Source organism: Roseiconus nitratireducens (assembly GCF_008629675.1).
Lineage (GTDB): Bacteria > Planctomycetota > Planctomycetia > Pirellulales > Pirellulaceae > Stieleria > Stieleria nitratireducens.
The window spans coordinates 42,123-61,844 of record NZ_VWOX01000017.1 but is presented as its reverse complement, the minus strand read 5'-3'; the positions used below and the strand labels follow the sequence as shown (position 1 = coordinate 61,844).

Below are 19,722 nucleotides of genomic sequence, written 5' to 3'. Positions count from 1 at the left end.
CATTTCATCGCAGCGGGCCCTTCGTCGCCACCGTCGCCACCGTCGCCAGACGGTGGTGGCTGAGCGGCTTTCGGACCGAACGGTCAGGAGACCAAACGATTCAGGGTGACCGAGGCGAAGCCGAGCACCAGAAAGAATCCACACATGTCAGTGATGGTGGTCAACAGGGGACCGCTGGCGACCGCCGGATCAAACCCCAATCGCTTCAACAGCAGGGGGACCAGGCCGCCGATGGAAACCGCCAGCACCGTGTTCAGGAACAAGGCGGCACCGACGACCAAACCTAAAAACGGATTGCCATCAAAAATGGTGGCGACGATCCCGATCAACAACCCGAGTGCCGCGCCGTTGACCAGGCCGACGGTGACTTCCTTGCTCCACACCCGAAACAGCTCGTTCGGACGGACCAGTCCCATGGCCAGTTCACGCATGCTGACCGCGACAGCCTGGTTCCCACTGCAGCCGCTCATGTCACTGATGATCGGCAGAAACACGGCCAGGGCGATGACCGCCTGCAACGTGTCTTGGTACATCGCAATCACCGACGCGGCGCCCAAGTTCAAAAAAATATTGATGCTCAACCAACTCAGCCGTCGCCGGGCGCGCAGCCACAGCGGCATGTTCCGCAGTTCTTCACCGCCGACGATCCCCTGGCTTTTCAAATAATCGCTTTCGCTGGCCAGCGTCACCGCGTGCTCGACCGCCTCGCGGTGAACGACGCCCCGCAGCAGCCCCTCTGCATCCACCACCGGAACTCCCAGAAAGCGATGCCGATCGAAGACATCCATCAATTCGAACAGGTCCATGGTGACGGGAACGGACAACGGGTTGCCGATCATCACGTCAACGATCGGAGTCGACCGTTTGACGAACAACAACTGCTGCATGGGCAACACGCCGACCAGCCGGCCGCCTTCGTCGATGACGTACCCATAGCGAATGTTGCGATCCCCCAGGCGTTCGGAGTCGACCGCCAGCTGATCCACGACATCGCGAATCGTCGCCGTCACGGGAAACTTGAAAAGCTCGGAGACCATCAAACCGCCCGCCACGTCGTCCGCGTAGCGGGTCAGATTGCGGACGTCGTTAGCCGCGTCGGACGGGAGCTCACCCAGAATCGCTTCGGCGTCCTCCGGGCTGAGGTCACCGATCAGGTCCGCCTGTTCATCGCTGGTCAGTTCGCGGACGATGGCCGCCGCCGCGTCGGCTTCCAGCGTGGCGATCGCGTGGGCGGCCTGAGCCTCCGGCAAGCCGGCGATCAAATCCGCGGCATCATCGGGAGACAACGTCCCCAGCACCTGCTCGGTCTGCTCGTCCGTCATGTGGGCGAACGCAAAAGCCTGGTCGCTGGGCGACAACGACTCGATCTTTTCGGCCAGCGCAATCGGGTCCTGCTGCTGCGCCGTATCGACCAATTCCTCCCAAGTGTTCGGCGAAGATTCGTCAAGTTCCTGTGACATGTCGCATCCTGCAGTGGGAGCTTGGTGGATCGTCAGTTGTCGGTCGTGCTGCCCGGCGATCGCTCGATGCCGGCAAGTGCGTCCAGGGCGTCCCGAAAGCGTCGAGAGTGGGCCGTGCTCGCCCCCCGGCTCCTCGCCTTCGCGTGGTCGCAGACGCACGGTAAGATAAAGACTGGTGGGCCAGCACCCCAGTGTCGCAATTCCCAATTTTTTGCAGAATCTCAGCCCATGGAAGCGAACGCCCAGCGTCACGAATGGTTCGGCGCGGAAGTCGCTGCGGGTGGTTCGGTCAACACGGAACTTGAGATTTCGGAAAGTTACAGCAGCCGGAACGTGTCGATCCCGATCCGCGTCGTTCGGGGCCTGCAGGACGGTCCGACGGTCTTCGTGACCGGCGCGCTCCACGGCGATGAGCTCAACGGCACCGGTGCCATTCGGTCCCTGATTGCGGACCAGAATTGGCAGATGCTGGCCGGTACCCTGGTGATGGTTCCCGTGCTGAACGTGTTGGGGTTTGAGCGGCATTCGCGCTACTTACCCGACCGACGTGACCTCAACCGTTGCTTTCCGGGTAACGCCTCCGGCAGCATGTCGATGCGGATGGCACGCGTGATTTTTGACGCAATCGTGACCCGCTGCGATTACGGAATCGACCTTCACACCGCGGCGGTTCGCCGTACGAACTATCCCAACGTTCGCACGGACTTCAAAAACGCCGAATGCATGCGACTGGCCGAGGCGTTCGGCGCCGGCGTCATCTTGGACGGCCGCGGCCCCAAGGGATCCTTTCGCCGCGAAGCCACCAATGCCGGGTGTCCGACGATCGTGGTCGAAGGCGGCGAGGTCTGGAAGGTGGAACCGTCCGTTGTCGAATGCATGACGCGGGGTGTGAACAATATCTTGAAAGAGTTGAACATGATGGAGGGCGACCTGGAAAAGCCCGAGCAGCAGGTCAAAATCCGAACCACCAAGTGGATTCGTGCCGAGCGTGGCGGGTTTCTCGACATGCACGTCTCGCCCGGTTCCATCGTCGCCTCCGGACAACCGCTGGCCACCAACAGCACGCTCGTTTACGAAGACCACAGCGTTCTGCGCTCTCCGTTTGCCGGCATCGTCATTGGGATGACCACACTGCCGGCCGCCCAGCCCGGTGAACCGGTCGTGCACTTGGGACGGCTGACCAATCGCAAGTCGGCCCGCCGCGTCGAGAAACACGCTTTGCGAGACGACGTCCAACGGACCGCCCAAGAACACCTTTCCACCAGCGTGCAGGTGGTTGAACCGTTTGTGATCCCGGAAGAATCTCCGTAACGTCGGTCCAACGAAGCCTGACGCCCCTTCGCCGTCGCCCGATCGTGCCTTTTTCCTCTGCGGCCAATCATCCGATTTCATGAGCACGACGCCCGATCCCGACCCGGAAGCGTTTCCGGCGCTGCAGCCGTTGGATCCGCACAACCGGGAACTGGCGGACCAGGTTCATCCGGCGGATTGGGTCAATCCGATTCCCGAGGGTCGATACAACCTGGTGGTGATTGGTGCCGGGACTGCGGGCCTGGTCGCCGCTGCCGGCGCGGCGGGGATGGGGGCCAAGGTCGCGTTGATTGAGCGTGGCTTGATGGGCGGCGATTGTTTGACCGTCGGTTGTGTCCCGTCCAAGGCTCTGCTGGCCGCGGCCCGCATCGCAGCGACCGTTCGGGGTGCTCACGAGTTTGGGGTTCGCGTTGATGGATCCACCCAAGTGGACTTTCCCGCGATCATGCGACGCATGCGAAAACTGCGAGCCGACATCAGCCCGAATGATTCCGCCGCCCGCTTTCGCGATCTGGGCGTGGACGTCTTTTTGGGCAGTGCCGCTTTCGTCGGAAACGACCGCGTGCGTGTCGCCGGCCAGACTCTCGTCTTTCAACGCGCTCTGATCGCGACCGGCGCGCGAGCCGCACGGTTGCCGATTCCGGGGTGGGACGAGGTTCAGCCGTTGACCAACGAAACGGTCTTCTCGCTGACCGAGCTTCCGCGACGATTGACGGTCATCGGGGGAGGCCCGATCGGAGTGGAACTTGCCCAGGCGATGGCCCGGTTCGGCAGCGCCGTGACCTTGATCGAAAAGGGCGACCGGTTGCTGCACCGTGACGATCCCCAAGCGGCCGAGCTGGTCCACGATCAGTTACGTCGCGACGGCGTGCAATTCCGAATGCGAGCGACCGTGAAACGCTTTGAGCGTCGGGGGAATGAAGACATCACCTGGATCGAATGCGAGGGATCCGAACAGCAATTGGCAAGCGACGCGATCCTGGTCAGTGCCGGTCGCACCCCGAACGTTCAGGGAATGGGATTGGAGCAGGCGGGTGTCCAGTTCGATCCACAAAGCGGTGTGAAAGTTGACGATCGGCTCAGAACCACGAATCCCAGAATCTACGCCGCCGGAGATGTGATCGGTGCAATGCAGTTCACCCACGCGGCGGATTTCATGGCCCGCACCGTCATCGGCAACTCATTGTTCAATGGTCGTTCCAAGCTCAGCTCCTTGCTCGTTCCCTGGTGCACCTATTCTTCGCCCGAAGTGGCTCACGTGGGAATCACCGCCGAACAAGCCACGCAGCAGCGGATCAAGATCGACACCTTCACCCAGCCTCTGTCGGACGTGGATCGAGCGGTCCTGGAGGGACAGTCCATCGGCTTCGTCCGCGTGCACGTCAGACAGGGAACCGACAAGATCCTGGGGGCAACCGTCGTCGCTGAGAATGCCGGAGATTTGATCAGCCAGCTCACGACCGCCATCCAACACGGACTGGGCTTGAAGAAGATCGCGTCGGTCATTCACCCTTACCCGACCCAAGCCGATGCGATCCGCAAATTGGGTGACCAGTACAACCGCACACGTCTGACCCCGTGGGTCCGGCACCTGATCGATCGGTGGCTTCGTTTCAGCCGCTGAACGGAACGGGCTCAGACGTCGCCAGACGAATCAAGGACCATCGCCAGCACGGCCTCCAGCGACCGTTGAAACTCCGGCGTGTTTTCGATGTCCGCTTCGATCACCAGTGCGCGAAGCGGCTTGCCGCCCAACCGATCGGTCTGCAACTTGACCAGGTCTTTCTGCGTGCAAATCACTTCATCGATGCCGTCCAACTCGCGGACCCACCGATCCAAGTCTTGAACCGTTTCTCGGTCATATTCCGCGTGGTCCGGAAGCGACCTCGTGGCCACCAACTGCGCACCACAATCCAGCAGCGTCTGGTGGAAAGCACTTGGGTTGCCGATCCCACACACCGCGGCGACCCGCCGCCGGCGCAGGGCGTCGATCGGTCCTGTCGTGTCGGGATGCGTCAGCAGCTGACTGGGTTGGTGCGTTGAGGCGACGATCGGCGCCGACGATGGCAGGTGTTCGCGGACGGTCGCCGTCACCGTCCGAACTGCCTGGGCATCCACCTGGTCGCAGCGTGTGAGTATCACGGCGCCGGCGCGGCGAAGTCCGTCAACGGGTTCGCGCAACAGGCCGCGCGGCAACAGGTGCCCGTAACCGAAGGGGCAGGTCATGTCGATCAGGACAATGTCCAGGTCGCGATGCAGGCGTCGATGTTGGAAGCCGTCATCCATCAGGATCAGTTGCGATTCCAACTCTTCCACTGCAATCTGCGCCGATCGGACGCGATCGGGATCCTGCAGGTGCGGGACATCGGGTAATCGTTGGTGCAATTCGGCCGCTTCATCATTGTGGTCGGCGTCGCCACGGCCGTACCCGCGGCTGACAATGGCGACGCGGACCTCGCGATCACGGAACCAACGGGCCAGGTAGGCGACGACCGGAGTTTTACCGGTTCCGCCGGTGGTCAGATTGCCGACGCTGACGACGGGCACGCCACAGTGCTGCACGGCGTCTGCGTCACGATCAAAGCGACGATTGCGTGTCCGGACGCCGATGCGATAGGGAACGCTGGCCAGCGACAACCCGCAACGGATCGCGGCGGCGACAGGTCCGTGCTTTTGGCCGCTCATGATTGATCGATAATCAAACGTCATGCGGCGGCGGGGGATGGGGACGGCGTGCTTCCGTGGCGTGACGAAACCGCTTCGACACCACTTTGCTGTGGGGAGCGGAACAGCGCGGATAAGGCAGCCGCTCTCGCCGAATGGCGGACAGCCACGCGCTCGCGAGCGTAGCGACCGTCGCGTCCTGCTGTCCAGCCAACATCCGGGCGGCGTCGCATCGATGGAACCCTGCTGGGGTCTGTCGGAAATGCGAAAATAGGGACAGCGCCATTTCGGGTGAGCCGCGCGGCGCTAGCCGCGGGTTTTCTCGCCTCAACCGGCGGCTAGCGCCTTGCCGCTCAATGCACGGCAAATCACGGTATTTTTGACTGAAAGTGGTGCTGTCCAGTCAGTCGTCTCAGTCCGGTTGGACGATCCATTGCCGCGGACGTTCGCCCGCCGTCGCGTCGACCGACAAGTCGGCAGCGGGCAGTGGATCCAGGATCGATCGCTCGCGGGTCGGTTCCCCGCCGGTGCGGGACGCCTCGGGACGGGCAGGCAAGCCCGGCCCACCGGTCTCAGGTTGACTTGGGAACGCAGATCCTGATGGGACGGATTCCGATCGGGTCCGAGCCAAGGTCGCTCGGGGCGTTCGCGGTGGATCCGACGATGGAGCGGGTTGGGCGCCTTCGGGACCTGGGGGCTGCTGATCGTTCGCCACGGTTGCGCCGAACATCGAGCCAAACGTCTGACCGTCGGACGCGCCGGAGTCGGGCGTGCTGGAAGGGAAAGCGTCGGGCGGAGCGTGGGAACCGGTTTGTTGTGAACCGCTGGTTGCGACGCTGAAGGTGGATTCCGCCATCGGACGGCCCGCGGGAGCGAAACGGGCATCTTGGAAACGCGTTGCCGCAAACGCCCGTTCCAGCTCGGCGATTCGCTGGGACTTTTGTTGTTCCCGCTGCCGCTGAGCCACATCGGCCGCCGCATTGAATCGCTGGGCGTAGTACGGATCGTCCTCCAGCGGGACCGCCAGGTCTTCGTAAGTCAGCGGGGAGCGAATCGTCGAGAACGGGTCGGACGGCTCGGCATCCGCCTGGCGGTGGTAGACCACCGGCGTCTGCACATCCTTGGTGATTTCCTGCACCAACATTTCGATCGAGCGTTCGTCCAAACCGTCGGAAGCCGCTTGGGAATCGGGCCCGTCGTCCGGTTGGATGTCCCGTCGGAACGGAAGGGACAACAGGGTGCCGCCTCCGAGAATCAGGGCAGCGAGAGTTGAGCGTCGCACGCGAACATGCCTTGGGAGCAAAGGGGCGGGAAGCGAGTGGCCTCGGACAACCGGCCCCGATCGGCAGCACCTTTCAGGGGCGGACGTCTCTCAGCCGTCCATTCTTCCCTGAAACTCATACCGCATCGTGCGAGTGGTTGGGATCGTCCATCGTGGGGCCACGTCGTGACCGATTCTGGAGCGATTTGGGGGGCAACCGGCCGATTCAAGTCGGGTGATTCGGACTGCGTCAACCTTGCGGAGGTGCCCTTCGAAAGAGAGTCCGCGGATGATAGGCTTTTGCCCCTTCGGACGCCCGCAGCCGGCACACCGGCCGGCAGCGTTCGACGGGTTCAGCGTTAAAAATCCGCGCAACTGCGTTCAGTCACCCAATCACACTCCGTTCAATACAAACCATGGAAGCCGGGATCGTCGGACTGCCCAATGTCGGCAAAAGCACGCTGTTCAACGCGCTGACCTGTTCGCAGGCTGCCCAAAGCGAGAATTATCCCTTTTGCACGATCGAGCCCAACGAAGGGATTGTCAACGTTCCCGACGACCGCTTGCAGCGAATCACCAAGTACATCGTGCCTCAAAAGGTGATTCCCGCTGCCCTCAAGCTGGTGGACATTGCGGGAATCGTCAAAGGCGCCAGCGATGGTGAAGGCTTGGGCAACAAATTTCTCAGCCACATCCGCCAGGTGGATGCCATCGTCCAGGTCGTGCGCTGCTTTGAAGATCCGGATGTGATCCACGTGTCGGGCAATGTGGATCCGCTTGCCGACATCGATACGATCGAGACCGAGCTGGTGTTGGCGGACCTGCAAACGCTGGAGAACGCGATGACGAAGGCCCAGCGTTCGGCCCGCAGCGGCGACAAAGAAGCGAAATTGCGTCTGGCCGCGATCGAGAAATGCAACGCGCACCTGGAATCCGAGCAGCCGCTCCGCACGCTCCAGCTGAGCGACGCCGAGGCTAAATCGATCCACAGTTTCGGGCTGATGACCGCCAAACCGATCCTCTACGTCGCCAACGTCGACGAGGATGATCTGGAGGGGAAGAACCCGTTGGTCACGAAGGTTCGCGAGCACGCCGAGAAGGTCGGTGCAAACGTCGTTTGCGTCAGCGCCAAGCTGGAAGCCGAGTTGGCGGAACTGGACGAAGAAGATCGCCAGGAAATGCTCGATGACGTCGGTTTGGAAGCGCCGGCCCTGAGTACAATCGCGCGGGCCGCCTACGACACGCTGGGCTTGCAGAGTTACTTCACCGCGGGCGAGAAAGAGGTCCGGGCTTGGACGATTCCCGTCGGCGCGACAGCCCCGCAAGCAGCCGGCGTCATCCACAGCGACTTTGAAAAAGGGTTCATCCGCTGTGAGGTGTACACGCTGGCGGACCTGGAAACCCACGGCAACGAAAAAGAGATTCGACAGGCCGGTAAACTACGGGTGGAGGGAAAGGACTACGTCGTCCAAGATGGAGACATCTGCCACTTCCTTCACAAGATTTGAACCAACCACGCTCCTAAAGCCGGAATTCTGACTATGAAACTGTTCGCTGTTGCCTGCGCCCTGATCGTCGCCATGTGTTGGGGCACGTACGGCTTGACGTTGACCAACGCCAGGGCCCCAGCTGACGGAGCCGTGAAATGGGGGCCGTTTAAACCTTACCTGTTTATCGGGATGGCGTACGTCGTGGTGGCTTTGATCGGCGGGTCGATCATGATGCGGACCGCGTTCAACGACAATTTTGACTACAGCGGTCCCTACTTCCCGGCCATGAAGTGGGGATTCCTGGCAGGTTTGTTGGGCGCCTTCGGGGCTTTGGGGCTGACCTTTGCGCTGACCAAAGCGGGCGGTAAGCCGTCGTACGTGATGCCGATCGTGTTTGGAGGTGCGGTCACCGTCAACGCGATCGCGTCGTACATAAAATTCCACGAGGGGAATTTCATGATGTTCCTTGGCATGGGATTGGTCGTCGTCGGGATCTGCCTGACCGCCTACAACACGCCCCACGGTCATCCGCCCAGCAAGCCGTCCCCGGCGACCGCCGATGCTGCCGACAACCTGGGTCCCGCGCCGGAATCGCCTGGGGGTCCGTCGCCCGCCGAAACGTCTTGACCGGCATGACGGATTCTGAATCCACCGCCCGTCCGGCTCCCAGAGCCGCATCCGTCCTGGCGATCAACGACCAGGTCACGCACCTTTGGATGGTCCGCACGTTTTTAAAACATGCCGACGAATCCGAAGACGACGAAGAGCTTCGCGGGGTGGTTCGTGACATCTACGATTTCATTCTGGCGGTCGGTCCGCTGGAGGAGTCGGATGATTCGCAATACCTGAAGATGGCCAAAAAGAAGTTGTCACGACTTCGCAAAGCGACGGAGCTGTACGAAGAAATCCAACCGGAAGTCAGCGGGCACACCAACTTTGTGATGGCCGCCCGCTCGCTGCGGCTGGCGCTGAATGCGATCACTCACGCACTTCAATCGGGTCAGTCGGGCGCTTCCGGTCATCCCGCCTCACCACCGCCCCCGTCCGCCGAGCGCCCCGCAACCGGACCGTAAGGGAGATCGTCCGCTGGCTGAATCCAAGTCCAAAACGAAAGACTTCATCGATCCGACGTTGTTGTTCCGGTTCGAGCTGGAACTGCGTCGGGCGTCCTTGGATTGGGGAGCGCGTGGTTTGCAGCTGCCGGAAAGCTGTCGCTTGCCTTCGTTCGGCGCTCTTGCGGGCCGATCGGTTTTTTCCGACGTCCGCATCGCTTGGTCCGATGCCGGCATCGGCATCCACGTGATGGTCAACGGCAAACGCCAAGTGCCGTGGTGTCGCGAGACCCGATTGGATGAAAGTGACGGGTTCCATTTCTGGATCGACACACGTTGCAGTCCCGGCATTCACCGGGCGACGCAGTACTGTCACCGGTTCTTGTTCATGCCCGCCGGTGGCGGACCCAAGCGTGAAAAGCCGGTCGCTTCGATGATTGAAATTCATCGTGCTCGGGCGAATCCCAAGCCGATCGGACCGGAGACGCTTTTGATCAAAGCGTTTCCACGGCATGACGGTTACGAGTTGTCGGGGCTGATCCCCACGTCGGCTCTGACGGGTTTTGATCCCGACGACGGGATGCGAATCTCCCTGTACTACGCCGTGATCGACCGGGAACTGGGTTGGCAGACGTTGGCGGCGGGACCCGAGTACCCGGTGACCGAAGATCCCAGTCTGTGGGCCGAGGCGGTGTTGCGGAAAGGTTAGGCGTCAGCGGCGATGCGAAAGGCCGGGCGATTGGCGATCCGGGTGACGTCTGGCGCGAGGCGTTGGCTGACCCCGTGCTGCGGAAAGCTGGCGGAGCCAGCGTGCAGTGGCGTTCCCAGGCGGGAGCCTGGGAACGAGAGCTGAGATGGCTGGCGGAAAGCTGGCGGAGCCAGCGTGCAGTGCGTTCCCAGGCGGGAGCCTGGGAACGAGTGGGACCCTGGTTCCAAGGCTCCTGCCTTGGAACCCGATGCATGGCAGGCTCCCGCCTGCCGGCAAACCCGAGAAACCGACCGCGCCAACGCTCCGCTCAGGCCGCCTCGCTGGCGGGAATGCCAACGGTCATCTGCAGCGAGTGGCACAGCGCGTTGATCGCTTCGTCACGCAGCCGCCCTCGACGCGCAGCCCAGGCGCGATTGAGCCAAAGTTCGATTCCCAAGTAGCAATCGGCGGGGAACCGAGCGCGCATCGCCTTGGTCAAACTGTCCACCGTCCCGCGACGCGGATAATTGCGCCGGACTTTCAGATACGGCGAGATTTCGTAGAGCTCGTCGATCCAGTCCAAACAAAAGTCGACTTCATTGGGGCGGGCCGGATCGTACAGCAGCCCGACATCGGTGCGGCGAGGTTTTCCGCCGACGCTGGCCGCAAAGGTCCTCACCGAGATGTGGACCGCAAACGTGAACTGCTGGGTGATTCGTTTGATCGCCGACTGGACTTGGCGGCGGTACGGCCGGTGAATGGTTTCGATCAGCCACTGCTTTTGCTGCGGCGATAGATTCTTCGTCGAGGGGCCGAACAGGCGTGGATGTCGCAACGATCGACTGACATCGATCACGTCGTGACGAAATGGGTTTCGAATCAGTGGCGCATGCAACGCCTCCGCCAGGGTCTGGGAAATTTCGCCGCCGTAGCGATCGGCCACGGAGCCGAATTCGGAACTGCATGCTGGGCCGAGGGGCGACGCGGTTCCGACCATCAAATGTGGAAGCGACTCGCCCGCCGCTTCACAGGTGATCAGGACAGCCACCGGTCGAATGCTCTCGCAGGGATGGGAGACGCTCAGGTTGCCTGAGCGGGGGGAAACGTCTCGGCAGCATGCACCAAACCCTCGTGGTGAATCAATCCCAGATTGCGGCCGGTCATTTCTCGATGGCAGACTGGGTTGCCCTGGATCCTTGGGTAGTCTGGTTAAAAGCGTCGTTTGGATGCGGATGAACCACTAGAATTGCGGACATGAGTTCTGAAGCCGAATCCCGTCCACGCGAATTGCCCTGGCTGTTCAGCGGACCGGTCGACTTGCTGGCATTCGGCGGCAGCGCAGCCCTGGCCGGGTGCCTGCTGTTGATCGGTGGGCTGTTTGGCTGGCTGCATCAGGACACGCCCAGCTGGGCCTGGGTGGTGGCGATCCTGCTGATCGACGTGGCTCACGTCTACGCGACTGGTTTCCGAGTCTATTTCGATCGCAAAGAACTTTCCCGACGACCCTGGTTGTACGGTTTGACGCCGGCGCTCGCCTGGGCGATCAGCTGGGCCCTGTACTCCGAAAGCATCGATCTGTTCTGGCGCTGTCTTGCCTACTTGGCCGTGTTTCATTTCGTTCGCCAGCAATTCGGATGGGTCGCGCTGTACCGCAGCAAAGCCGGTGAGACGGATCGGTGGGGCCGGCGAATCGACACCGCAGCGATCTACCTGGCCACGCTGTACCCGCTGGCGTACTGGCACTGCCATCTGCCGCGTGAGTTCTGGTGGTTTCGGCCGGACGACTTTGCCAGGTTCTCATTCGATTGGTCGCGCTGGCTGGCTCCGATCTATTGGGTGACGCTCTCAGCCTACGTCGCCAAGTCGCTTGTGCTCGCAGTCCGGAAGCACCATTTGAATCCTGGCAAAGATCTGGTCGTCGCCACGACGGCCGTCTGCTGGTACGTGGGAATCATCACTTTCAATTCGGACTACGCATTCACGGTCACCAACGTGATCATCCACGGGATCCCGTACATGGTCCTGGTGTATTGGTACCACCGCAGCGTGCAAGCGGGCGATCGTAGTGGTTCGTCGGTCTCAACGCGCCGCCGCAGCCTTCAAGCAATCGTTCGATTCATCGGACTGATTTGGATCCTGGCATACATCGAGGAATTGGTTTGGGATCGCGGCCTGTGGCACGAACGTTCGTGGCTGTTCGGCAGCCCTTGGGACCTGCAATCGGTCGAAGCGGTGCTGGTGCCGCTGCTGGCGGTCCCACAGATCACGCACTACGTGCTGGACGGCTTCATCTGGCGTCGCCGCTCCAGCCGGCGTGTCGCGCAATTGGCAACTGCGAACTGAATCGACCGCTTCGTCGCACGGACGGTGGGCTGGCTGGGTCGACCGTGGATCACGTGACCAAAATCCGCCCCTGATTTTTTGTCGCCACGACATCTGGTATTTTGGCTGCCTTTCCCGCTCCCCCCTTCCTCCAGGATTTGTCATGTCAGATACCGTTCGCGTCGCGATGGTAGGGCTCGGTTTTGGCGCCGAGTTCTTGCCGATCTACAACGCTCATCCCAACGCCGAAGTCATTGCGATCTGTCGGCGAAACGAGACGGAACTGGCCAAGACCGGCGACCAGTTCGGGATCGAGCGTCGTTACACCGAATACGATCAGGTTCTGGCAGACCCGGACATTGATTTCGTTCATATCAACAGTCCCATTCCGGATCACGCCTGGATGTCGCTCAAGGCGCTCGATGCCGGAAAGCACGTGATGTGCACCGTCCCGATGGCGACCACGATCGACGAGTGTCGGCAGATTGTTGAAAAGGTCAAACAGACCGGATTGAAGTACATGATGGCGGAGACCGTGGTGTACAGCCGCGAGTTCCTGTTCATCAAGGATCTGTATGAGAAAGGAGAGCTGGGAAAGATCCAGCACTTAGCCGCCTCGCATCCGCAAGACATGGACGGCTGGCCAAGCTACTGGGAAGCCATGATCCCGATGCACTACGCCACGCACGTCGTCAGTCCCTGTCTGGGATTGACCGACGCACTGGCCGAATACGTCAGCTGCTTCGGCTCGGGGACGGTGCGCGACGACATCGCCAAGAAGTCCGGCAATTCGTTCGCGGTCGAAACCTGTCACATCAAGCTAAAGGACAGCGACGTGTCCGCCCACATCTGGCGGTTCCTGTACGACGTCGCCCGCCAATATCGTGAAAGCTTTGACGTTTACGGCACGAAGAAGAGCTTTGAATGGACGCTGATCGAGAACGAGCCGCACGTGATGCACACGGCCAAGAAGCCGGAACCGGAGATCGCCCAGAAGGTCGAAGTTCCGGATTTTGCCCACCTGTTGCCGAAGGAGATTCAGAAGTTCACGTTGCCTTCGGAAATCCATGACACCGAACACCTTTCCTTCGTGCAAGGTGGCGGACATGGTGGCTCGCACCCGCACCTGGTCCACGAGATGGTTTCGGCGTTGGTGGAAGATCGTGATCCCTGGCCGAACGCCGTGACCAGCGCTAACTGGACCTGCGTCGGATTGTGTGCCCATGAATCGGCCAAGCAGGGCGGTCAAATCGTCAACCTGCCCGAGTTCACATTGCAGCGTTGATCTCTCTCCAGAGCCAACGTTGCCCGAAGCGGGCGCCGACACGAAAACCATTGTAGCCACCGTCGCCAGACGGTGGTCAAAAACCAACGTAGCCACCGTCGCCAGACGGTGGTTCAAAACCAACGTAGCCACCGTCGCCAGACGGTGGTCCAAAGCCAATGTAGCCACCGTCGCCAGACGGTGGTCGGGTTGCGACAGCCAAGCCGTGACGATCGCGTCGCAACTACACTGGGTTGTCCCCGCGGCGATCGGGTTTTTCTCGCGGTCACTGGATTGACCCCGCATCGGGGCCAAACGCCGAACGAACTCGCATCGACGTCAGTTCCGCCAAACGGACGCCGTCCGTTGCGTGCTTCGGCGGCTTTGGCGAAGTCGCTTTGGATCAGCCGAGACCCCACCGCTCTCCCCTCCCCCAATCGGAAACCGCTCATGCCCCGGTTTGTCTTTCGTTTCCGCTCGCTCCTGCTGCTGGCTTTCATCTCCGTCACCGTGGCCGCTGCGCCACGAGACGCGTTCGCTGAGAAGACGGAAGACGTTCCGGCAAGCGGCACGCCGGAAGCCGACTCGCACGGTTGGGACAGCCGGCGGATTCATCGAACCTTCCATGCCGAGGGTGCATCTGTCGGTGATCTGAACGGTGATGGCCATGCCGACGTGGTGGAGGGAACCCTTTGGTACCCCGGGCCCCAATTTGACCAACCCCGTGAAATCGCTCCGGCCAAGTCCTTTGCCGTGCGACAGTACAGCGACCAATTTTTCAGCCACGTCATCGACGTCAACAAGGACGGTGCCAATGACGTGATCTCGATCGGATTCCCCGGCACCCCGGCGCGGTTGTACGTCAATCCCGGACACGAATCGCTGGATCAAGCTTGGGACATCCATGAAATCACTGCCGCCGTCGACAACGAATCGCCGGCGATCATCGATCTGGTGCCGGGTGGCTTGCCGGAAATCGTATGCGGGAACGAGACGCAGTACGGCTATTATTCTGCGGGGGCCGATGCCACCGAGCTCTGGACCTGGCATCCGGTCAGTCGCCCGGGAACCTGCGCAGGACGCTTCGAGCACGCATTGGGAGTTGGGGACGTCAACGGTGATGGGCGTCTGGATGTCATCAATCAAGCGTTCTGGTGGCAGCAACCGTCGACCGCCGATGAAGGCCAGCTTTGGCAACGACATCGGTGGGCGCCGCCGGAACAAGTCGGTGGCGGTGCCCAGATCTGTGTCGAGGACATCGACGGCGATGGCGACAACGATCTGGTCACATCGTTGGACGCCCACGGTTACGGGCTGGCCTGGTTCGAGCAATCCGACGACGGATCATTCCGCAAGCACACGATCATGTCCGATTCGTCAACGGACAATCCGTACGGCGTCGCGTTCAGCCAACTGCACGCGGTCGCATTGCGCGATGTGGATGGCGACGGGCTAAAAGACATCGTGACGGGGAAACGCTGGATGGCTCACGGAGGCCACGATCCCGGCGGGTTGCAATCCCCGGTGCTGTACTGGTTCCGGTGCACTCGGTCGGGCCAGGGCGTGGAGTTCGTGCCGTACAAGGTTCACGACGATTCGGGTGTCGGTGTCGACATCACCCTGGCGGATCTGAACGGTGACGCCAAATTGGACGTGGTTTCCTGCAGCAAGAACGGATTGACCCTGCACTTTCAACGCGACGCGGCCGCCGGAGAGCGTCCGGAGCGTTGGCAGGAAACCGAAGGACGGGATCAGTCCACGTATGCCGAGGGCCTGGCGCCGGATCAGGCGGCCGCGCAGATGATGGTTCCCGATGGCTTTTCAGTGGATTTGATCGCCAGTGAGCCGGAGCTGACGCAGCCGATCGCCATGTGCTTTGATGCCCGCGGCCGCATTTGGGTGGTCGAAGGCCACACGTATCCGACGAAAGCCCCCGATGGCGAAGGGCAGGATCGGGTGCTGATTCTGGAAGACACTGACGGCGACGGGACGTTCGACAGCCGCAAGGTCTTCACGGAGGGATTGAATCTGGCAAGCGGGATCGAGGTCGGATTCGGCGGTGTGTTCATCGGTGCCGCGCCGCAACTGTTATTCATCCCCGATGCCGACCGCGATGACGTGCCCGATGGTCCGCCAGAAGTCTTGTTGGACGGCTGGGGATACGAAGACACGCACGAAACGTTGAACAGTTTCACCTGGGGCCCGGACGGTTGGTTGTATGGTTGCCACGGTGTCTTCACGCACTCCCGCGTTGGCAAGCCGGGGACGGCCGACGAACAGCGGGTGCCGCTGAACGCAGGAGTCTGGCGGTATCACCCGACCGATCATCGATTTGAGGTGTTCGCGCACGGAACCAGCAATCCTTGGGGCGTTGATTTCGATCAGCACGGCGAATGCTTCATTTCCGCCTGCGTGATCCCGCACCTGTATCACATGATTCAAGGGGGACGTTACCAGCGGCAGGGCGGTCGCCACTTCAACTCGTCCACGTACGAAGACATCAAGACCATCGCGGACCACTCCCATTACACCGGAAACATTCGCGAACACGCTTTTTGGGGCGAGAATCGAGAATTGCGTCCGGCGTCCGGCCTGGATACTTCCATTCTTGGAGGCGGCCACGCCCACTGCGGTTTGGCCATTTACAACGCGGACGTGTTTCCCAAGAAATACCGCGGCGAATTGTTCTTCCACAATTTGCACGGCCACCGCGTCGTACGTGAGAGCGTCGCCAAGGACGGATCGGGTTTCGTGGGTCTTCACCGGCCGGACTTTGCGCTGGCCCGTGACCACCACGAGATCGGTGTGGGCATCATGGTCGGTCCCGACGGTGCCCTGTACACGTCCGACTGGCAAGACCCGCAAACCTGCCACCACCGCGATCACGACATTTGGAATCGCACCGATGGACGCTTGTTCCGAATTCGCTATGGCGACGTCCGTTCGCCGCGGATGGACCTGTGGGCGGAGTCCGACGGCGAGTTGGTCGATCGCCTGGCAAGTGACAACGGCATGATCGCGCGGCAGGCCAGCCGCATTCTCCAAGAACGATCGGCCGCCGGTCAGCTGGACAAAGCTCACGTTTCCGAGACCTTGTCTCAGTGGTTTGAAGATTCCGACAACACGCGCGATCGACTCCGGGCGGTTTGGGCGATGCACGTCATCGGCGGTCTCGACTCAGCCGACGTGATTTCGTCGCTCGGCCACGAAGATCCGCACGTCCGAGGTTGGGCGGTTCGCTTGATCGGCCAGCGCGCCGGCGGACTGGAGGCCGGCGAACTGACTGCGCTGCAGCGACTGTCCGAACACGAGGACGACCTGGTCGTCCAGCGGCACCTGGCCTCGATTCTTCAGAGTTTGCCGGTGGGGGATCGGTTGATCCTTGCCGGGCGGTTGCTGTCCAAACCGTTTGCGGCATCCGACCGGAACCTTCCCTACCTGCTTTGGTACGGCATCGAACCCACGATGGACGCCACGCCCGATCGTGCGCTGGAATTGCTTTCCCAATCAGGCTGGAACCGACTGTTGCGGTTGGCGTTTCGCCGGTTGACCGAGACTCCCGAGGGCCGATCGTTGTTGATTGCGCGATTGGCGGACAACCAGGACGCCGCCCAGCGTGTGCCCGTTTTGGAAGAACTGGATGCGGCCGTCCGATCCCGCGCCGGGCTCGCGAAGCCAGAATCCTGGCCCGCCGCGTACCAATTGCTTGCCCGGTCGGAATCGCCGCGTGTTTTAGAACTGGCGCGGTCGTTGGCCGTGCAATTTGGTGACGAAGCGGTGATGCCGCATTTTCGGCGTGTATTGTCCGATTCTGAGCAGCCGGCTGAAAAGCGACTGCAAGCACTCGCGTCGCTGCGGACGGCCAAGGATCCGACGCTTGCCGAGCAGTTGCGTCCGTTGTTGTCCGATCCAGCAATCGCGTCGACGGCGGCCTCGGCTTTGGCCGCCTTTGACGATCCGAAAACCGCACCGGCCTTGATCGCGGGATTTGAGAACTTTGATTCCGCGACCAAAACCGCCGCGCTCGGAACCCTGGTCTCCCGTCCCGCGTTCGCAGAAAGTCTGGTTGCGGCCATGGAATCGGGAAAGATCCCGCCGGCGGACGTGCCGGCGTTCATTGTGCGCCAAATCACCCAGTTCGACGATGCAGCGTTGAACGACCGGCTGCAAACGGTGTGGGGAAGAATCGGGTCCAGTTCCGAAGACATGCAGGCGCAATACAAGAAGTACCGCGATCTGTTGACCCGCCAGTCGATCGCCGACGCCGACGCGTCGCGGGGTCGGGCCTTGTACCAGGCCAACTGTGGCAACTGCCACCAGCTGTTCGGAACCGGAGGTGAGATCGGCCCGGCGATCACCGGAGCCAATCGGACCGACATCAACTACTGGTTGGAGAACATTCTGGAACCCCAAGCGCTGATCGGGCGCGCCTACCAGATGACGTCGATCCTGACCGTCGACGGTCGCGTTGTCGCGGGCATCGTGACCGAGGAGAACGAGGACGCGGTAACGATCCAAACTGCGACGGAGAAAGTGATCTTGCCTCGCGATGAGATCGAACAGTCGGTTGCCTCCGACGCCTCGTTGATGCCTCAGGGGCAATTGGAGCCGATGACTGAGCAGCAGGTGCGAGACTTGTTCAAGTACCTGATGAGTCCCAAGCAGGTTCCGTTGCCGGAGTGATTTCCAGGTTGGGCGGTTTGGTGGATTGGGGGGGGAGTACCTAGTGAGAGTTGCTGTCGCCCCTTCGGGCTTGTCTCTTATTGCGTCCGCATCCGGTGGGCAAGCCCGGGCTTGCCCGCCGGAGATCGAAGCCCCCTCACCCAAGTCCCCAAGGGACGACAGATCTTTGCAGCCGGGCTGGCCCAGCGGATGCCCCGACCAACCAACAAAACTTCCGTTCACAAATTGAACGCGATTCGCAATTCCTCAATCACTTCTTCCGGCATCGACCGAACGTCGCCGATGGCTCGCGCGTTGATGACGGCTTCGGCGGTGGATTCCAAAACCTCTAATCGGTCAAACGTGTCCAGCACACTTCGGCCCGTCACAATCACTCCATCGTTCTGCAACAACGCCGCCGGTGAGCGTTCCGAAACATAGTTGGCGATCGCCCCGTCTTCGCGGTATTGGACGCCGACGGGCACCCGCCCCAGGTCCCTCAGGAACACAAAACTTTCGGGAATGGTCCGCACGTCCAAGGTTGCGTCGGTCACGCTGAATGCGGTGGCGTTGACCGGATGGGCGAACACGATGGCCTGGACCGCGGGATGTCGCTGATAGATCGCTTGGTGCGCCTTCGCGGCTCGACTGGCCAGCTTGCCAGACTCACGCTCCGTCCCACGCACCATCACCAGGTCTTCCAACAAAAGCGATTCCCGATCTTTGCGCGTTGGCGTCACCAAAAAGGATTGTTCGTCCAGCCGGGCGGAGAAGCTGCCCTCGGTGCTGATCAACAGGCGTTGCCGGCAGCCGCGTCGGACAAAGTTGCACAATTCCCGCCGCAGCTCTCGTTCTCGATCGGAAGCGGCCCCGGGGGTGAAGGATTCAAAGTCGACGCTCCGCTGTGCGGCTTCCGCCAATTGGGTGTCAGACAGGAATCGCACCGGGCCCAAATGAGCGGCTTTGATCAAGGTCTTCCCGGCGAATTCAAACGCTTCGAACCGTTCGAATGCGGCAGCGAGTGTCTCGCCGCCGACGACCACACCGTGGTTCTCCAGAATCACGCTGTCGCAACCGTCGGCGAACGTCCCGGCGATGTTGCGGCCCAACTGTTCGCTGCCGGGACAGGCATAGGCGGCAAAGCCGACGCGTCCGCAGACCGAAAAGGCCTGATGGAATAGACGGGTGTTTGGCTTCTCGCGACAGATGCTAAAGGCCACCAGGGCGACCGGGTGCGCGTGAACGATCGCGCGGATGTCGGGGCGGGCCTGATAAATCGCTTTGTGAAATGGGAACTCCGAGGACGGGGGGTGAATTCCGTCGACCGTTCCATCGGCACGCACGCGGACGATGTCGCGGCGGGTCAAATTGCCTTTGTCGACCCGCGCCGGAGAAATCCAAATGTCACCGGAATCGTCGCGAATCGAAAGGTTCCCTCCGGATGTGGTCGTCATCCGGTATCCGTAGATGCGGTCCATCGTCCGCATGATTAGGTCACGCGGGTGAACCAGGTCTCTGGAATCGCTCATCATTCAACGGACACCTTCG

Annotated in this window: 14 protein-coding genes; 9 read left to right on the top strand and 5 right to left on the bottom strand. The window is 61.5% G+C overall.

Annotated elements, in window-relative coordinates; genetic code table 11:
- Positions 1–83: 83 nt before the first annotated feature.
- Positions 84–1,460, bottom strand: a complete 1,377-nt coding sequence (gene mgtE, locus FYK55_RS23335; protein WP_150079036.1) for a magnesium transporter — start codon at positions 1,458–1,460, stop codon at positions 84–86.
- Between the two features lie 228 nt (positions 1,461–1,688).
- Here mgtE and FYK55_RS23330 point away from each other — a divergent pair, with 228 nt between their 5' ends.
- Complete coding sequence (locus FYK55_RS23330) at positions 1,689–2,771, top strand: succinylglutamate desuccinylase/aspartoacylase family protein (RefSeq protein WP_150079035.1); 1,083 nt, start codon at positions 1,689–1,691, stop codon at positions 2,769–2,771.
- Positions 2,772–2,850: 79 nt separating this feature from the next.
- Positions 2,851–4,395: a mercuric reductase gene (locus FYK55_RS23325; RefSeq protein WP_150079034.1), complete on the top strand. Its 1,545-nt coding sequence runs from the start codon at positions 2,851–2,853 to the stop codon at positions 4,393–4,395.
- A gap of 11 nt (positions 4,396–4,406) precedes the next feature.
- On the opposite strand, the gene lpxK is transcribed toward FYK55_RS23325, so the two are convergent.
- Both lpxK and FYK55_RS23315 read right to left on the bottom strand, forming a co-directional pair.
- The gene (lpxK, locus tag FYK55_RS23320) at positions 4,407–5,456 is read right to left on the bottom strand and encodes a tetraacyldisaccharide 4'-kinase (RefSeq protein WP_150079033.1); all 1,050 of its coding nucleotides are present in this window, start codon (positions 5,454–5,456) and stop codon (positions 4,407–4,409) included.
- A gap of 391 nt (positions 5,457–5,847) precedes the next feature.
- Positions 5,848–6,717 (bottom strand): hypothetical protein, encoded by an 870-nt coding sequence (locus FYK55_RS23315; protein WP_150079032.1) that lies wholly within the window; start codon positions 6,715–6,717, stop codon positions 5,848–5,850.
- A gap of 395 nt (positions 6,718–7,112) precedes the next feature.
- Between FYK55_RS23315 and ychF the strand changes: the two genes are divergently transcribed.
- The 4 genes from ychF to FYK55_RS23295 are packed head-to-tail and all read left to right on the top strand — an operon-like array spanning position 7,113 to position 9,947.
- The gene (ychF, locus tag FYK55_RS23310; protein ID WP_150079031.1) at positions 7,113–8,204 is read left to right on the top strand and encodes a redox-regulated ATPase YchF; all 1,092 of its coding nucleotides are present in this window, start codon (positions 7,113–7,115) and stop codon (positions 8,202–8,204) included.
- Positions 8,205–8,237: 33 nt separating this feature from the next.
- Entirely contained in the window at positions 8,238–8,813 is a 576-nt protein-coding gene (locus tag FYK55_RS23305; RefSeq protein WP_150079030.1) for a hypothetical protein, read from the top strand.
- A 5-nt stretch (positions 8,814–8,818) separates the two neighbouring features.
- Positions 8,819–9,259 carry an amidohydrolase gene (locus tag FYK55_RS23300; RefSeq protein ID WP_235908927.1) on the top strand — a complete coding sequence of 147 codons (441 nt, stop codon included), beginning with the start codon at positions 8,819–8,821 and terminating at the stop codon, positions 9,257–9,259.
- Positions 9,260–9,317: 58 nt separating this feature from the next.
- On the top strand, positions 9,318–9,947 hold the full coding sequence (locus FYK55_RS23295) for a hypothetical protein (RefSeq protein WP_235908926.1): 630 nt from the start codon (positions 9,318–9,320) through the stop codon (positions 9,945–9,947).
- 307 nt (positions 9,948–10,254) lie between these two features.
- On the opposite strand, the gene FYK55_RS23290 is transcribed toward FYK55_RS23295, so the two are convergent.
- Positions 10,255–10,974, bottom strand: coding sequence for an N-formylglutamate amidohydrolase (locus FYK55_RS23290; protein WP_150079029.1), 720 nt, complete (start codon positions 10,972–10,974; stop codon positions 10,255–10,257).
- Between the two features lie 206 nt (positions 10,975–11,180).
- On the opposite strand from FYK55_RS23290, the gene FYK55_RS23285 reads away from it, so the two are divergent.
- The 3 genes from FYK55_RS23285 to FYK55_RS23275 all read left to right on the top strand — a co-directional run bounded on the left by FYK55_RS23285 (position 11,181) and on the right by FYK55_RS23275 (position 18,195).
- A complete protein-coding gene (locus tag FYK55_RS23285; protein WP_150079028.1) occupies positions 11,181–12,269 on the top strand; it encodes a hypothetical protein in 1,089 nt (362 codons plus the stop codon).
- Positions 12,270–12,411: 142 nt separating this feature from the next.
- Positions 12,412–13,533 carry a Gfo/Idh/MocA family protein gene (locus tag FYK55_RS23280; RefSeq protein ID WP_150079027.1) on the top strand — a complete coding sequence of 374 codons (1,122 nt, stop codon included), beginning with the start codon at positions 12,412–12,414 and terminating at the stop codon, positions 13,531–13,533.
- A gap of 429 nt (positions 13,534–13,962) precedes the next feature.
- Entirely contained in the window at positions 13,963–18,195 is a 4,233-nt protein-coding gene (locus FYK55_RS23275; RefSeq protein WP_150079026.1) for a PVC-type heme-binding CxxCH protein, read from the top strand.
- A gap of 218 nt (positions 18,196–18,413) precedes the next feature.
- On the opposite strand, the gene FYK55_RS23270 is transcribed toward FYK55_RS23275, so the two are convergent.
- Entirely contained in the window at positions 18,414–19,706 is a 1,293-nt protein-coding gene (locus FYK55_RS23270; RefSeq protein WP_390621764.1) for a class II aldolase/adducin family protein, read from the bottom strand.
- Positions 19,707–19,722: the final 16 nt, after the last annotated feature.

Bases quoted from the DNA above. Each gene is read 5' to 3' on its own strand.
- mgtE (WP_150079036.1), bottom strand. From the start codon at position 1,460: ATGTCACAGGAACTTGACGAATCTTCGCCGAACACTTGGGAGGAATTG.
- FYK55_RS23330 (WP_150079035.1), top strand. From the start codon at position 1,689: ATGGAAGCGAACGCCCAGCGTCACGAATGGTTCGGCGCGGAAGTCGCT.
- FYK55_RS23325 (WP_150079034.1), top strand. From the start codon at position 2,851: ATGAGCACGACGCCCGATCCCGACCCGGAAGCGTTTCCGGCGCTGCAG.
- lpxK (WP_150079033.1), bottom strand. From the start codon at position 5,456: ATGAGCGGCCAAAAGCACGGACCTGTCGCCGCCGCGATCCGTTGCGGG.
- ychF (WP_150079031.1), top strand. From the start codon at position 7,113: ATGGAAGCCGGGATCGTCGGACTGCCCAATGTCGGCAAAAGCACGCTG.
- FYK55_RS23305 (WP_150079030.1), top strand. From the start codon at position 8,238: ATGAAACTGTTCGCTGTTGCCTGCGCCCTGATCGTCGCCATGTGTTGG.
- FYK55_RS23300 (WP_235908927.1), top strand. From the start codon at position 8,819: ATGACGGATTCTGAATCCACCGCCCGTCCGGCTCCCAGAGCCGCATCC.
- FYK55_RS23285 (WP_150079028.1), top strand. From the start codon at position 11,181: ATGAGTTCTGAAGCCGAATCCCGTCCACGCGAATTGCCCTGGCTGTTC.
- FYK55_RS23280 (WP_150079027.1), top strand. From the start codon at position 12,412: ATGTCAGATACCGTTCGCGTCGCGATGGTAGGGCTCGGTTTTGGCGCC.
- FYK55_RS23275 (WP_150079026.1), top strand. From the start codon at position 13,963: ATGCCCCGGTTTGTCTTTCGTTTCCGCTCGCTCCTGCTGCTGGCTTTC.
- FYK55_RS23270 (WP_390621764.1), bottom strand. From the start codon at position 19,706: ATGATGAGCGATTCCAGAGACCTGGTTCACCCGCGTGACCTAATCATG.